The sequence below is a fragment of the Pseudomonas brassicacearum subsp. brassicacearum genome, from assembly GCF_008801605.1.
Taxonomy (GTDB): Bacteria; Pseudomonadota; Gammaproteobacteria; order Pseudomonadales; family Pseudomonadaceae; genus Aquipseudomonas; species Aquipseudomonas brassicacearum.
Genome location: NZ_VZPJ01000012.1, coordinates 101,492 through 115,543 on the forward strand (window position 1 = coordinate 101,492; position 14,052 = coordinate 115,543).

Here is a 14,052-nt window from a genome sequence, read left to right on the forward strand (position 1 = left end):
GCATCTGCCTGAGGCCCGTCACCATGTTGAATACCCCATCCCTCGCCACTGATAACCGGCTGCCGCCAAGGGCAGGGTTGGGGCTCAAGAGCGAGCATTTTCGTGAGGTGCTCCAGACCCAACCGGATCTGGGCTTTTTCGAAGTGCACGCGGAAAACTACATGGTGGCCGGCGGGCCGCTTCACCACTTCCTGGGGCGGATACGCGAACAGTACCCGCTGTCGCTGCACGGCGTCGGCCTGTCGATCGGTGGGGAGGGGCCGCTGGATATCGCGCATTTGCAGCGCCTGGCCGCATTGATCGACCGCTATCAGCCCCAATCCTTTTCCGAACACCTGGCCTGGTCCAGCCACGGCCCGGTGTTCCTCAATGACCTGCTCCCCCTGGCCTACGGCGAAGCGACCCTAGACCGTGTCTGCGAACACGTCGACCAGGTGCAGTCCAGCCTCAAACGCACGCTCTTGCTGGAGAACCCGGCGACCTATCTGGCGTTCGAAGCCTCGACACTCGACGAGCCACACTTCATCAGCGAAGTGATCCGGCGCACCGGCTGCGGCCTGCTGCTGGATGTGAACAACGTTTACGTTTCGTGCATCAACCACCGCCGCGATCCACTGGCCTACCTCAACGCCCTGCCGCTGCAAGCGACCGGCGAAATCCATCTGGCCGGTTTTGCCGAAGACACCGACAGCCTTGGCGAGCGTCTGTTGATAGACGACCACGGCGCGCCAATCGACAACGCAGTCTGGCAGCTGTACCTCAAGGTTCTGGCGCAGACCGGGCCGGTAGCCACCTTGATCGAGCGCGACAACCACATCCCCCCATGGGAGGTGCTGCTGGCCGAAGCGCGCCAGGCCGATCAACTTTTAAATGCCGTTGGAGCCCGGTCATGAGCGACCAGCGCACATTCGCCGCCGCCCTGCTCGACCCGCGCAAGGCTTGTCCGCCCGGCCTGGTCAGCGCCAACGGCGCCGACCCGCAGAGCCGCTTCGCGGTGTACCGCAATAACGTGCTCAGCTCATTGATCAACGCCCTGGCCGACAATTACCCGGTGGTGACGCAACTGGTGGGCGAGGAATTTTTCCGAGGCATGGCTGGGGTCTACGTCCAGTCGGCGCCACCGCGAAGCCCGGTGATGAGCAACTATGGGGATGATTTTGCCGGGTTCATCGAAGGCTTCGAACCCGCCGCCTGCGTACCGTATCTGGCGGACGTCGCCCGCCTGGAACGACTGCACCTGCAAGCCTGGCATGCCGCCGACGCCGAGCCCATGGCGCAAGAACGCATCGTCGAGGCGCTGTCATCCCCCACGCTGACAAGGCACCTGAAGATCGGTCTGCACCCGTCACTGCGGCTGCTGCAATCGCCCTTCGCCGTGGTGACGATCTGGGCCGCCCATCAGCACGAGACACCCGTACCGTTCGAGGCGTCTGCTGCACAAAACGCCTTGGTGCTGCGCGACGGCCTCGATGTGCAAGTGTTCGCGATCAATCACACGGCCCATGGGTTCATCAGCGCCCTGCAACAGGGGCGGTCCCTGACCGCCGCCATTGAAACCTCAATCGACCTCGACCTGGAACAGACCCTGGCGGGGCTCATTCGCCACAGAGCTATCACTCACCTCCTAGCTGGACAGGTATCCCCATGAACACGCTGATTGCCGGTTCCATTCAATGGCTGGAGAAAATCCCCCACAGCCTGATCGCCTTCATCGCGCGATTCTCGATTGCCGCGGTGTTCTGGAAATCCGGCCAGACCAAAATCGAAGGCCTGGCCATCGACCTGTTCGACGGCACCTTCCAGATCGGTCTGCCGCGGCTGGCGGACTCGACCGTTCCCCTGTTCAAAAGCGAATACGCCCTGCCGTTGCTGTCACCGGAACTGGCTGCGCACCTGGCAGCCTCTGCCGAGCATGTGTTCCCGGTCCTGATCCTGTTTGGCCTGGCGACACGCTTTTCAGCGCTGGCCTTGCTGGGGATGACCTTGACCATCCAGCTGTTCGTCTACCCGGACGCCTACCCGACCCATGGCACCTGGGCAGCGGTCTTGCTTTACTTGATGGCGCGCGGGCCGGGGGTACTGTCCATCGACCACCTGATTGCCAGGCGTTACGCCCACGACTGAACACAGATCCCCTGTGGGAGCGAGCTTGCTCGCGATAGCGGCGGGTCAGCTTGCACAAATGCCGGATGTGCCACCGCCTTCGCGAGCAAGCTCGCTCCCACAGGGACTGTCCAATGGATGGACTATCGCTGAAGCCGATCCAACGCCTCGCCGCTGCGCTTGAACCAGTCGATCAGATAGTCAGCCAGCACCTGGGTGCGCTTGGGCAATCCACCCTGGTACGGGTGCACCAGGTACATCGGCATGCGCCGGGTCTGGTAGTCGCGCAGCAGCCAGTGCAGGCGTCCGTCGGCCAACTCCTCATGCAGCAGGTACGACGGCAGCCGGGCGATTCCGGCGCCGGCCAAGGCGGCTTTTTTCAGCAGGCTGTAGTGGTTACTGGCGAACGGCCCCGACACTCGGACCCGCAGCAGTTCGTGTTGCTGGTGGTAAAGCCATTCTTCCCGGCCGCTGTAGTGGCTGTTGAGCAGGCAGCGATGCTCAGCCAGGGCCTGAGGGGTCTCAGGTTCGCCATAGCGTTCCAGGTAGGCCGGGCTGGCGCAGGTCATTTCGTGCCACGCCAACAATGGCCGGGCCACCAGCCGCTCGTCGATGGCGGCGTCGGAACGGATCGCCAGATCGAAACCATCGCGGGTCAGGTCACGGTAACCGTTGTTGAGCTCCAGCTCGATCTGCACGTTGGGATACGTACGAGCGAACTCCATCAGCAAGCCTTCGAAGAACGTTTCGCCCAACGAAACCGGAACCGTCATACGCACCGGTCCGGAAATATCGTCCTTCAACCGGGCCAATGCCTGACGCGCCCTTTCTACCTGCACCAGCAGCGCCTGGGCCTGGGGCAGCAACGCCGCCCCTGCCGCCGTGAGGCTCAGGCGCCGCGTGGTGCGTTGCAGCAACACCACCGAAAACCGCCTCTCCAACAGACTGATGCGCTTGGACAACTGGCCCTTGCTGCAGCCTAACTGCTGGGCCGCCTGGGTGAAGCTGCCGGCCTCCATCAACACGGCGAACGCCGCCAGGTCATCCATTTCGCTCATTGGATTGTTTCCAATTGAAAACCAAAGGTTGCCTATTAGCATGATTATCAATGGAAAGAACCCCTCTAGACTGAAAACTCATTCACCCCATTGAGGAACAGCTCATGAAAATCCTGTTGATCGGCGCTAACGGCACCATCGGTTCGGCCATTGATAACGAATTGTCGCCGCGCCACGAGATCGTTCGAATCGGCCGCCACAGCGGTGAACTGCAGGTGGATATCAGCGACAGCGCTTCAATCCGCGCCTTGTTCGCAAAGACAGGCCGCTTTGATGCCCTGGTTTGCGCCGCCGGCAACGTCACCTTTGCGCCCCTGGCCGACATGACCGAAGACAGCTTCGCCCTGGGTCTGAAAGACAAACTGATGGGCCAGGTCAACCTGCTGCTGATCGGCCGCGAGTTCGCCAACGACGGCGCGTCCTTCACTTTCACCACCGGCGTGCTCAGCCACGATCCGATCAAGAGTGGTGCTTCGGCGGCCCTGGTCAACGGTGCCCTGGACAGTTTCGTGCGCGCCGCGGCAATCGAGTTGCCACGGGGCTTGCGGGTCAACTCGGTGAGCCCGAACGTGTTGCTGGAAGCCATGGACAAGTACGCCCCGTACTTCCGCGGCTACAAACCGGTTCCGGCCGTCGATGTCGCATTGGCCTACGCCAAGAGTGTCGAAGGCCTGCAAACCGGTCAGACCTTTCACGTGGGCTAACCCCCTTGTGATGCAGGATCAGTCTGAGTAACGTGGCGGCACTTGTCTGGAGACCCAATGATGCGTGCCGCCCGCTCCCTGCTGTTTGTCGCCCTCCTGCCGCTGTTCACCGGCTGCCAATTGCTCGATGCCCCTCGTCAGAGCGCCTCCCACGCCGGCCAGACGCGTATGCAGGGCGAGCTCACGGCGGCCGACGGCAAGCTGGTGTTCCAGCCGTGCCAGGAACAGCGCCGCTACATCGTCAATGACAGCGGTGGCACCAGCGTGCTGCAGCAGGCCGCCAGCCTGGCCGATGACCAGGGCAAGCTGTTTGCCGATGTGCGCGGCCGTATCGTCTCCAGCGCAGCGGCCGGCACCGACAGCCAGTTGGACCTGGAACAGTTGTATCGCCTGGAGCGCTCGGGCACCGCTTGCGATGACGGTAATTTCAAACTGCTGGTCTTGCGTGCCGCCGGTCATGGCCCGGAATGGAACCTCAAGGCCAGCGGCAAAGGCATGGTGCTCGAGCGTGAAGGCCAACCGACACTGGCGGTGCCTTACCTTGAAGAACAACTGGGCGATGGTCGCTTCAATCTCAGCACCGAAGCCAATGGCCAGAAGGTCGAGCTCTGGCTCGCCGCCCAGCGCTGCGTCGACAGCGTCACCGGCGGTGTGCAGCACATGAGCGCCGAACTGCGGGTCAACGGCCAGGTCCAGCGTGGCTGCGCCTACTTCGGTGGTGCGCGCAACGACTGATTCGCCGGTTTTGGCTTATAATCGCCGGTTCACGCCCTGGTGCAGTTGTGCATCCCGCGAACCGGATCCCACCATGTTACGAATCACCGAACTCAAGCTGCCGATCGACCACCCCGAAGAAGACCTGCGCCCCGCCATCGTGCAGCGCCTGGGTATCGCCAGCGATGACCTGCTCGACTTCACCTTGTTCAAGCGCAGCTACGACGCGCGCAAGAAATCCTCCGAACTGTGCTTCATCTACACCATCGACCTGACGGTGCGCGACGAAGCCAGCCTGCTGCGCAAGTTCGCCGATGACCGTAACGTCAACGAGGCGCCGGATGTCAGCTACAAAGTGGTGGGCCAGGCACCGGCCGACTTGAGCGAACGGCCGATCGTGGTCGGCTTCGGTCCGTGCGGGATCTTCGCCGCCCTGCTGCTGGCACAGATGGGCTTCAAGCCGATCATCCTCGAGCGTGGCCCGGAAGTGCGCCAGCGCACCAAGGACACCTGGGGCCTGTGGCGCAAAAGCGTGCTCAACCCCGAATCCAACGTGCAATTTGGTGAAGGCGGCGCGGGGACGTTTTCCGACGGCAAGCTCTACAGCCAGATCAAGGATCCGAAATTCCTTGGCCGCAAGGTTTTGCACGAATTCGTCAAGGCCGGAGCGCCGGAAGAAATCCTCTACGTCAGCAAGCCGCACATCGGCACGTTCCGTCTGACAGGTGTGGTGGAAACCATGCGTGAGCAGATTCGCGCCCTGGGCGGCGAAGTACGCTTCCAGCAGCGGGTCACCGATGTACTGATCGAAGACGGCCAACTGGTCGGCGTCGAACTGGCCAGCGGCGAACAGATTCATTCGAAACATGTGATCCTGGCCCTGGGTCACAGCGCCCGGGACACCTTCCGCATGCTTCACAGCCGCGGCGTGTACATGGAAGCCAAGCCGTTCTCGGTGGGTTTCCGTATCGAACACCCGCAATCGCTGATCGACAGCGCGCGCCTGGGCAAGTACGCCGGCCACCCGAAACTTGGGGCCGCCGACTACAAACTGGTGCACCACGCCAAGAATGGTCGTTCGGTGTACAGCTTCTGCATGTGCCCGGGCGGCACCGTGGTAGCCGCGACGTCCGAGCCGAACCGCGTCGTGACCAACGGCATGAGCCAGTATTCGCGCAACGAGCGCAACGCCAACTCCGGCATCGTCGTCGGGATTACCCCGGAAGTGGATTATCCCGGTGGCCCGCTGGCCGGGATCGAGTTGCAGGAACGCCTGGAATCCCACGCGTACGTACTCGGTGGCAGCAACTACGAGGCCCCGGCGCAACTGGTGGGTGACTTCATCGCCGGCAAACCGTCTACGGCACTGGGCAGCGTCGAACCGTCCTACAAGCCCGGGGTGTCCCTGGGCGATTTGGCCCTGGCCCTGCCGGATTTCGCCATCGAAGCGATCCGCGAGGCCCTGCCGGCGTTCGAGAAACAGATTCGCGGTTACTCGCTGCACGACGCCGTGCTGACTGGCATCGAAACCCGCACCTCATCGCCCCTGCGCATCACCCGCAACGAATCGCTGCAGAGCCTGAACGTCAAGGGCCTGTTCCCGGCCGGTGAAGGCGCCGGTTATGCCGGCGGGATCCTGTCGGCGGGCGTGGACGGGATCCGGATTGCCGAGGCGGTGGCGCGGGATATCCTCGGGCTCGAGGCCTGAGGGGCCGATGCTGTTCACTCAAGGCAGAATTTGCCTGAGTGAACAGCATGACCCTGTGGGAGCGAGCTTGCTCGCGATGGCGGCCTGTCATCAACACAGATGTTGACTGATCCACCGCTATCGCGAGCAGGCTCGCTCCCACAAGGGACCTCAGTGATTCAGATATTGGCCCGCAATACGCTCTCCGGCAGCGCCTCGCCCCGTTCCACACACGCCGCCACGATGTCCATCAGCCCGCTCAACTCATACCCCTGGGCCTTGAGCCACACCGGGTCGTAATAGGTCGTGGCGTAGCGCTCGCCACCGTCACACAAAATCGCCACGATCGACCCCGACTCACCCGCATCCACCATCTGCCGGGCCGCCATGAGTGCGCCGATCAGGTTGGTGCCGCTGGACCCGCCGACCCGTCGTCCCAAGCGCTGGGCCAGGTAATGCATGGCCGCCAATGACAAGGCGTCCGGGACCTTGACCATCGCATCGATGACTTTCGGCAAGAACGACGCCTCGACCCGTGGCCGGCCGATACCCTCGATGCGTGAACCGCAATCCAGGCGCAGGCTGGCATCGCCGCTGCGGTAGTAGTCGAAGAACACTGAACGCTCGGCGTCGGCACACAGCACGCGGGTACCGTGCTGGCGATAACGGACGTAGCGCCCCAGAGTGGCCGTGGTGCCGCCAGTGCCGGGGCTTGAAATCAACCAGCTCGGCTCCGGGTGCCGCTCGAAGCGCATCTGCTGGAAGATCGATTCGGCAATGTTGTTATTGGCCCGCCAGTCCGTGGCGCGCTCGGCGTAGGTGAATTGGTCGATGAAGTGTCCATCATGCTCGTGGGCCAAGCGTTCGGATTCGGCGTAGATCTGCGTAGGATCGTCCACCAGGTGGCTCTGGCCGCCATAAAAAGCGATCTGTGCGATTTTTTCCCGGGAGGTGGTCGCCGGCATTACCGCAATGAACGGCAGGCCCAGCAACCTGGCGAAGTAAGCCTCGGAAATCGCCGTCGAGCCGCTGGAGGCCTCGATCACCGGCGCTCCGGGCTTGAGCCAGCCGTTACACAACGCGTAGAGAAACAGCGAACGAGCCAGTCTGTGCTTGAGGCTGCCGGTGGGATGGCTGGACTCATCCTTGAAATACAGTTCGATGCCCGGCAGGCCAGGCAGCGGCAGCGGAATCAGGTGAGTATCGGCGCTGCGCTGGAAGTCAGCCTCGATGATGCGGATCGCTTCGCGCGCCCACTGGCGATGGTCGTTCATGATGTTTTCTCACTGGCTCGGTTCGACGCGGGGAAAGCTGATGGTCATGCAGGCGCAACGTGGTCTCGGAAAAACCAGTCGCAAGCTTAGGAAAAAACCGACATCGCGCACAGGTACAGCTAAGGTCCAATATGGCCCATAACTGCCTGACTGCGTGGAGCAAGCGTTGTAACGACATATAACAAAAAAGAATATAACTTTTGTTTTAACAACTAACAGTACGGGTTAGGGTGTGCCATCTTTTTGATTCAATGAATGGAGAGCGATCGTGGCTCTACGTAATTCTCTGACACGTTTTTTCCAACTGGAGGCTGCCAGCGGCCTGCTGCTGATCGCCGCCGCCCTGCTGGCCCTGGCCATCAATAATTCACCGCTGTCCTGGCTGTATAACGGTCTGCTGGACACGCCGGTGGTCGCCCAGGTCGGCGCGTTGAAGATCGCCAAACCCTTGTTGCTGTGGATCAACGACGGCTTGATGGCGATGTTCTTCCTGCTCATCGGCCTCGAAGTCAAGCGAGAGGTCCTCGGCGGGCAACTGTCGAAACCGTCGCAAATCGTCTTGCCCGGTGCAGCAGCGATTGGCGGCATGGTAGTGCCGGCGCTGATCTACTGGTTCCTCAACCGCGACAATCCTCCCGCCCTCGCCGGCTGGGCAATTCCGACGGCCACCGACATCGCGTTCGCCCTCGGCGTGCTGGCCTTGCTGGGCAAGCGGGTGCCGGTGTCGCTCAAGCTGTTCCTGATGACCCTGGCGATCATCGACGACCTGGGCGCCATTATCATCATCGCGATCTTTTACTCCGGCGCCCTGTCCAGCCTGTCGCTCATACTGGCGGCAACCTGCATCGCCGCGCTGGTGGCGATGAACCGGATGGGCGTGGTCAAGCTCGGGCCCTACATGGTTGTGGGCCTGATTCTGTGGGTCTGCGTGCTCAAGAGCGGTGTCCATGCCACCCTGGCCGGGGTAACCCTCGCGTTCTGCATCCCGCTGCGCACGAAAAACGCCGAGACTTCGCCCCTGCTCACCCTGGAACATGCCCTGCATCCCTGGGTGGCCTATGGCATCCTGCCGCTGTTCGCCTTCGCCAACGCCGGCTTGTCCCTGAGCGGCGTCACCGTCGAAAGCTTCACCCATCATGTGCCAATGGGCATTGCCATCGGCCTGTTGCTGGGCAAGACCGTCGGCGTCTTCGGCCTGACCTGGCTGGCCGTGAAAATCGGCATCGCCAGCCTGCCCCTTGGCGCCAACTGGGGCCAGGTATTGGGGGTGGCGATCCTGTGCGGTATCGGGTTCACCATGAGCCTGTTCGTTGGCTCCCTCGCGTTTGAGCCGGGTGTCAGCGACTATGCGGGCATGGACCGGATGGGGATTCTCACTGGTTCGATACTGGCGGCGTTGTTGGGTTATGCGGTGACGGCGGCGGCCAGTCGCAAGCAGCCTGCATTGCCTGGTTGATCCTTGCTTCTGCGTTAGCGTCTTGAGAGCCATGGGAGGTTAAGGAATGGTGTGTATATCCGTTTCTGCGGTAACGGCCACTTAGGGTTCCGCCCTGACGGCGGCTCACTTTCGAAAAGCGCGAAAGTAAGCAAAGCGCTTCTGCCCCACCACTTGGCACCTCGCTTAGGCTCGGTGTGCCCTCACTCCGGCATTGCTCCGTGGGCCCGCCGCGAAGGGCCATCCATGGCCCAGCGCGGCTATCCCGGCATCCATGCCGGGATACCCACTGCGCAAGGCCTTCGTTCGGCCAGCGTGGTTAACGGGGCGCCGAGATCAACGTCCGCCACGAGGCGTGCCTAGTAGCCGACCTGGTTCTGGGTGGGACCGCGTTTTTCCTGTGGGAGCGAGCTTGCTCGCGATGAGGCCAGCAAGCCCAGCATCCATGTAACTGAACCACCGCCATCGCGAGCAGGCTCGCTCCCACATTGGATCTTCAGCAGGCGCCCTATTCGTGTGCACCCGGAGCCCGCTCCCACAGGAGAAACACGGTCCCACCCAGAACCAGGTCGGCTATCAGGCCGCCTCGGTTCTGTTTTTGATCTGGGGCGCCCCGTTAACCACGATGGCTGAACGAAGGCCTTGCGCAGTGGGCACCTCGGCATGGATGCCGAGGTAGCCGCGCTGGGCCATGGATGGCCCTTCGCGGCGGGCCCACGGAGCAAGGCCTTCGTTCAGGCATGCCGAGCCTAGGCGAGGCACCGAGTGGTGGGGCAAGAGCGTTTTGGTTACTTTTGCGCTTTTCAAAAGTGAGCCGCCGTCAGGGCGGAACCCTAAGTGGCCGTTACCACAGCAACGGATATGTACCCAATCCAATCCAACCCCATAAAAAAACGGCGCTTTCCATTCCCGGAATAAGCGCCGTTTTCTCTTACCGACTCAAGCTTAGTGCGATACGCGACTCGTACCATCCACAGTGGAAATACGAACCCGCTCACCCACACGGAACACCTCGTTCTCCTGAACCTGCTGCACATAGGCGCGCATGCTACCGTCATCTTCACGAACGGTGATTTCCACACCCTGGGTACGGGTCAGGCCTTCCTCAGTCGCAGAACCAATCAGGCCACCAGCTACCGCGCCAATCACAGCGGCGACGATGCTGCCACGGCCACCACCGATGGCACTGCCACCGACACCACCGACCACCGCACCGGCCGCACCGCCGATCGGGGTCTTGGTGCCTTCGATCTTCACAGGGCGCAAGGACTCGATGGTCCCCATGCGAATCGTCTGCACGCGACGCGCTTCGTCACGGGAGTAGGAGTCACCGGTCAGGCTCGACTGACAGCCAGTGAGCAACATCGCCATCGTGGAAAAGGAAGCAACCAGCAAAACAGACTTACGCATAGCATCAACTCCAAAAGACAGGGATTCATTAAACTCCGCAGCTTGACGCCTGTCACGGCCTCGCCGGGATAAAATTGTTTTCATTCAGGTGGGATACAGGCGCACCCGAAAAATTCACCAAACAGTAGCGCCAATTTCCGAAACCTGCGTCATCAACCCGGGGATTTTCATGGATTATTTCATCATCGTCGCGGTCACCGTGGCCGGTTTGTACTTCCACTGGTGGCTGTACGTACGAATCAAACGCTGGATGGACCGCGACCTGGCGCTGTCCCTGGCGGGGCAGGATGAGCAGAAAAAGACCTACATGCTGCAACAATTGGCCCGCGCCCGGGAGCAAGGGGTCAAGCGCCGGGACTTGCCGCAATGGCTTAAAACCGCTGCGGCAGGTTACCCCGAAAGTTAAGGCGCCAGACGCTCGCGCGTCCAGTTCGCCCCTTGCAGGCGGTAGTTGAGGCGATCGTGCAGGCGGCTCGGACGCCCCTGCCAGAACTCGATGCGCTCGGGCAGCAAACGATAACCGCCCCAATGTTCCGGGCAGTGCGGTTGGCTGTCGCTGAAGCGTTGTTCGGTGGCCTTGAGCAAGTCGTCCAGCTCAGCGCGCCCTGAAATCACTCGGCTCTGGGGTGAAGCCCAGGCGCCGAGGCGGCTGCCTAGCGGGCGAACCTGATAATACGCGTCCGACTCCTGCGCGGTGACCTTCACCACTTTGCCCTCGATGCGCACCTGGCGCTCCAGGGCCGGCCAGAAAAACGTCATGGCCGCGAATGGATTCGCGGCCAATTGCTGGCCCTTGGCGCTGTCGTAGTTGGTGAAGAACGTGAAACCCAGGGCATCCAGGCCCTTGAGCAGCAGGATCCGGCAATGCGGGCGCCCTTCTGCATCCACCGTCGCCAAGGTCATGGCGTTGGCCTCCACCGGGGCCTGTTCGGTTTTCACCGCGTCGGCGAACCATTGGTGGAACAGTGCAAACGGCTCGGCCGGAGCTTGCGCCTCGGTCAAGCCATCGCGGGTGTAGTCGCGGCGCATATCAGCCAGCGGTTGGGTCATGGCGCGTTCCTTGTGGTTAGCCCATCACTGCTTGGGGGTATCGGCGGCCGCGACTTTCTTGGTATCGGTGGCGGCTTTGGCCGGTTGGGTTTTCTTCGCCGGGGTAGTGGCCTTGGCAGGGGCTTTCTTGGCAGGTGCCTTGGCCACGGCTTTTTTGGCCGGTGCTTTTTTGCTGGTCGGGGTCACGGCTTTTTTCGCCGCAGGCGCTGGGGCCGGGGCCACGGGCTTCACGTCCTGGGCCGCCACCAGCGTCACTGGTGCGGGGGCTGGCATGTTGTATTTACTCAGCAGCGCAACCATGGTGTTGGCCGGCGTGACCAGCAGTTCCACGCGACGGTTCAAGGCACGCCCTTCCACACTGTCGTTGGCCGCACGTGGCGCCACTGCGCCCATGCCGCGCAGCATCAGGCGATCACGTTGCAGACCGCTGAGACGGAAAATCGCCGCCACGGACTGGGCACGCTCCTGGCTGAGCTTCAGGTTCGCAGGTGCGGCGCCCGAGGTGTCGGCGTGGCCGAGGATCAGCACGGCGGTCTTGGGGTCGGCTTCAAGGATCTTCGCCACGCGGGTGAACGGCCCTAGGGTCACGGGCAGCAGCATGGCCGGACGGTCCGGGTTGAAGGAGCCGTCCACGGGCGCGGTGACCACCAGCACGTTGTCGCGGCGCTCGAGTTGGAGCTTGCTGTCCTGGATAGCCGTGCGCAGCTTCGGCTCGTAGTCGTCGAGCCAGGCCTGGGTGACTTTCGGATCGGGCATCGGCACCGCCTTGGCGGTTTCCTGATCCTTGCCGCCAAACGGCCACCACCACTTGCCGTTGCTTTCGGCTTCGGCCTTGGCAACGGCCGGCGCCTTGGCTTCAGGCTTGTCCTGGGGCTTGACGTCATCTTTCTTCGCAACGTCGGCAGCATCATCGGAAGAGAACGGCCACCACCAGTGGGTGGCGCTCTCCGCCTTGGCTTGCGGTGCGACGGCGGCCGGTTTCAGAGGCGCCGCTGGCGCCGTGTCCTTGGCCACGACCTTGTCGGAAGAGCCGAACGACCACCAGCTACTGCCGCCTTCGGCATCATTTTGTGGGGTTTGTGCGCAACCGGTGATAGCGAAGCACAGCGCCAGAGCGAGGGTTTTATTCGATGACATTGGATATCCACAAAATGATGTAAATGGAAAATAAAGGCCATGTTTTGGCCGCATAAACAGTCGCTTGGAAACTGAAAAGGCCCCGAGGTTCCGGTGCCCGCCGCCTTCAATGGCGTTTTATAGACAAGTGGCAAGTACCTTCGCAAGGTTCTGCGCGCGCGGGTCCATCAATACGTAAGGCCCGAGCGTGTTGGTCACGAAGCCAAAAGCCACATCATGTTCCGGGTCGGCAAAACCCAAGGAGCCCCCGGCCCCCGGATGACCGAACGCCCGTGGGCCGAGGCCGTAGGTCGCATTCGGCACATCCGGCTGGTCGAGCATGCAACCCAGGCCGAAACGGGTCTGGGTCAACAAAGTCTTATCCTCGCCGAAGCTGTGCTGGCGAGTCAGTTCATCGAGCATTTCACCTTCCAGCAGGCTGCCATCCAGCAGCCCCGCATAGAACCCGGCCAGGCTACGGGCGTTACCGTGGCCGTTGGCCGCCGGTTGCTGCATGCGCCGCCACTCCGATTTGTTGGTACTGGTCATGATCGACGGCGGGTTGGTGAAGGCCCGGGTGGTCATGGCCGTGGGCTCGCGCATCGTCACCTGCAGCAGGCGTTGGGCCGCGGCATCGCCGACGTTACCTTTGCCACGGGCGATGTGGGCCACGCGATGAAACTCCTCGTCGGCCAGGCCAACATGAAAATCCAGGCCCAACGGCTTGGCCACACGGGCCACGATGGACTCACCCGGACCACGCCCATCAGCCCTTCGCAGCAGCTCGCCGATCAGCCAGCCATAGGTGATCGCGGCATAACCGTGACCCTCGCCCGGCGTCCACCAAGGTGCTTCGGCGGCCAGGGCATCGACCATGGCTTGCCAGTCATAAAGCGCTTCGGGCGGCAGCAATTCACGCAGCGCCGGCAGCCCGGCCTGATGGCAGAGCAACTGACGCAGGGTAATGGATTGCTTGCCGGCGGCGGCAAACTCGGGCCAATAGCGGGCTACCGGGGCATCCAGCTGCAACTTGCCTTCGGCCACCAGTTGCAGGGCGGTGACGGCGGTGAAGGTCTTGGTGCAGGAAAACAGGTTGGCGATGGTGTCGCTGTGCCAGGCTTCATGGCCATCCTTGTCGGCGGTACCGGCCCACAGATCGATTACCGTGCGACCACCCACCTGGATGCACAACGCCGCGCCGCGCTCCTGGGGATTATCGAACAGCGCCGCGAACGCTTCACGCACCGCCTCGAACTGAAGTTCATAATGGCCTTGAATCTGCACCCGTAACTCCCTTGAAACAAACACTTTTAAGGTGGCAGGCATTGTTTCAGCCATTAGGGTTTTTGGGAACCGTCGCAAGACGGCTGGCTAAGCATGCCCACCGAGGCAAGAAGAACCTGTGGGAGCAAGGCTTGCCCGCGATGAGGCCCGCGAGGTCTTTCTGAAACTCAGGTGCCTTCATCGCGGGCAGCCTTGCTCCCACAAATACATTGCTTCA

General features: G+C 62.2%; 14 protein-coding genes. 8 read left to right on the top strand and 6 right to left on the bottom strand.

The genetic code is table 11. The features are described from left to right. Positions 1-23: 23 nt before the first annotated feature. Genes bufB through F7R20_RS23880 form a run of 3 tightly spaced genes read left to right on the top strand, consistent with a single transcriptional unit; the run spans position 24 to position 2,124 of the window. Positions 24-893, top strand: a complete 870-nt coding sequence (gene bufB, locus F7R20_RS23870) for an MNIO family bufferin maturase (RefSeq protein ID WP_003198469.1) — start codon at positions 24-26, stop codon at positions 891-893. Beyond that, a complete protein-coding gene (locus F7R20_RS23875; protein ID WP_003198467.1) occupies positions 890-1,648 on the top strand; it encodes an HvfC/BufC N-terminal domain-containing protein in 759 nt (252 codons plus the stop codon). The genes bufB and F7R20_RS23875 overlap by 4 nt, the downstream gene beginning before the upstream one ends. Next, a complete protein-coding gene (locus F7R20_RS23880; protein WP_003198466.1) occupies positions 1,645-2,124 on the top strand; it encodes a DoxX family protein in 480 nt (159 codons plus the stop codon). The genes F7R20_RS23875 and F7R20_RS23880 overlap by 4 nt, the downstream gene beginning before the upstream one ends. 122 nt (positions 2,125-2,246) lie before the next feature. On the opposite strand, the gene F7R20_RS23885 is transcribed toward F7R20_RS23880, so the two are convergent. Continuing rightward, complete coding sequence (locus F7R20_RS23885) at positions 2,247-3,161, bottom strand: LysR family transcriptional regulator (protein WP_003198464.1); 915 nt, start codon at positions 3,159-3,161, stop codon at positions 2,247-2,249. Between the two features lie 104 nt (positions 3,162-3,265). Between F7R20_RS23885 and F7R20_RS23890 the strand changes: the two genes are divergently transcribed. From F7R20_RS23890 to F7R20_RS23900, 3 genes are all read left to right on the top strand, one after another. Then, on the top strand, positions 3,266-3,865 hold the full coding sequence (locus F7R20_RS23890; RefSeq protein WP_003198462.1) for a short chain dehydrogenase: 600 nt from the start codon (positions 3,266-3,268) through the stop codon (positions 3,863-3,865). Positions 3,866-3,925: 60 nt separating this feature from the next. Next, positions 3,926-4,600, top strand: coding sequence for a COG3650 family protein (locus F7R20_RS23895; protein WP_003198460.1), 675 nt, complete (start codon positions 3,926-3,928; stop codon positions 4,598-4,600). Between the two features lie 73 nt (positions 4,601-4,673). After that, positions 4,674-6,287 carry an NAD(P)/FAD-dependent oxidoreductase gene (locus tag F7R20_RS23900; protein WP_003198458.1) on the top strand — a complete coding sequence of 538 codons (1,614 nt, stop codon included), beginning with the start codon at positions 4,674-4,676 and terminating at the stop codon, positions 6,285-6,287. 158 nt (positions 6,288-6,445) lie between these two features. On the opposite strand, the gene F7R20_RS23905 is transcribed toward F7R20_RS23900, so the two are convergent. Then, complete coding sequence (locus F7R20_RS23905) at positions 6,446-7,543, bottom strand: PLP-dependent cysteine synthase family protein (protein ID WP_172681393.1); 1,098 nt, start codon at positions 7,541-7,543, stop codon at positions 6,446-6,448. 265 nt (positions 7,544-7,808) lie between these two features. Here F7R20_RS23905 and nhaA point away from each other — a divergent pair, with 265 nt between their 5' ends. Beyond that, positions 7,809-8,996, top strand: coding sequence for a Na+/H+ antiporter NhaA (gene nhaA, locus F7R20_RS23910; RefSeq protein ID WP_003198454.1), 1,188 nt, complete (start codon positions 7,809-7,811; stop codon positions 8,994-8,996). Between the two features lie 924 nt (positions 8,997-9,920). On the opposite strand, the gene F7R20_RS23920 is transcribed toward nhaA, so the two are convergent. After that, positions 9,921-10,385, bottom strand: coding sequence for an outer membrane lipoprotein (locus F7R20_RS23920; RefSeq protein ID WP_003184697.1), 465 nt, complete (start codon positions 10,383-10,385; stop codon positions 9,921-9,923). Positions 10,386-10,554: 169 nt separating this feature from the next. On the opposite strand from F7R20_RS23920, the gene F7R20_RS23925 reads away from it, so the two are divergent. Then, on the top strand, positions 10,555-10,791 hold the full coding sequence (locus F7R20_RS23925) for a hypothetical protein (protein WP_003198448.1): 237 nt from the start codon (positions 10,555-10,557) through the stop codon (positions 10,789-10,791). Here the strand turns inward: F7R20_RS23925 and pdxH are convergent. The 3 genes from pdxH to F7R20_RS23940 form a co-directional block, all read right to left on the bottom strand. Continuing rightward, a complete protein-coding gene (gene pdxH / locus F7R20_RS23930; RefSeq protein ID WP_003198446.1) occupies positions 10,788-11,435 on the bottom strand; it encodes a pyridoxamine 5'-phosphate oxidase in 648 nt (215 codons plus the stop codon). The genes F7R20_RS23925 and pdxH overlap by 4 nt on opposite strands. 24 nt (positions 11,436-11,459) lie before the next feature. Further along, positions 11,460-12,572: an OmpA family protein gene (locus F7R20_RS23935; RefSeq protein WP_003198444.1), complete on the bottom strand. Its 1,113-nt coding sequence runs from the start codon at positions 12,570-12,572 to the stop codon at positions 11,460-11,462. Between the two features lie 117 nt (positions 12,573-12,689). Then, entirely contained in the window at positions 12,690-13,835 is a 1,146-nt protein-coding gene (locus tag F7R20_RS23940; RefSeq protein WP_003198442.1) for an EstA family serine hydrolase, read from the bottom strand. Between the last annotated feature and the right edge of the window lie 217 nt (positions 13,836-14,052).

Excerpts from the sequence above, each read along its gene's own strand:
- pdxH (WP_003198446.1), bottom strand. The coding sequence starts at position 11,435 with ATGACCCAACCGCTGGCTGATATGCGCCGCGACTACACCCGCGATGGC.
- F7R20_RS23925 (WP_003198448.1), top strand. The coding sequence starts at position 10,555 with ATGGATTATTTCATCATCGTCGCGGTCACCGTGGCCGGTTTGTACTTC.
- F7R20_RS23875 (WP_003198467.1), top strand. The coding sequence starts at position 890 with ATGAGCGACCAGCGCACATTCGCCGCCGCCCTGCTCGACCCGCGCAAG.
- F7R20_RS23895 (WP_003198460.1), top strand. The coding sequence starts at position 3,926 with ATGCGTGCCGCCCGCTCCCTGCTGTTTGTCGCCCTCCTGCCGCTGTTC.
- F7R20_RS23890 (WP_003198462.1), top strand. The coding sequence starts at position 3,266 with ATGAAAATCCTGTTGATCGGCGCTAACGGCACCATCGGTTCGGCCATT.
- F7R20_RS23900 (WP_003198458.1), top strand. The coding sequence starts at position 4,674 with ATGTTACGAATCACCGAACTCAAGCTGCCGATCGACCACCCCGAAGAA.
- F7R20_RS23885 (WP_003198464.1), bottom strand. The coding sequence starts at position 3,161 with ATGAGCGAAATGGATGACCTGGCGGCGTTCGCCGTGTTGATGGAGGCC.
- F7R20_RS23920 (WP_003184697.1), bottom strand. The coding sequence starts at position 10,385 with ATGCGTAAGTCTGTTTTGCTGGTTGCTTCCTTTTCCACGATGGCGATG.
- bufB (WP_003198469.1), top strand. The coding sequence starts at position 24 with ATGTTGAATACCCCATCCCTCGCCACTGATAACCGGCTGCCGCCAAGG.
- F7R20_RS23935 (WP_003198444.1), bottom strand. The coding sequence starts at position 12,572 with ATGTCATCGAATAAAACCCTCGCTCTGGCGCTGTGCTTCGCTATCACC.
- F7R20_RS23880 (WP_003198466.1), top strand. The coding sequence starts at position 1,645 with ATGAACACGCTGATTGCCGGTTCCATTCAATGGCTGGAGAAAATCCCC.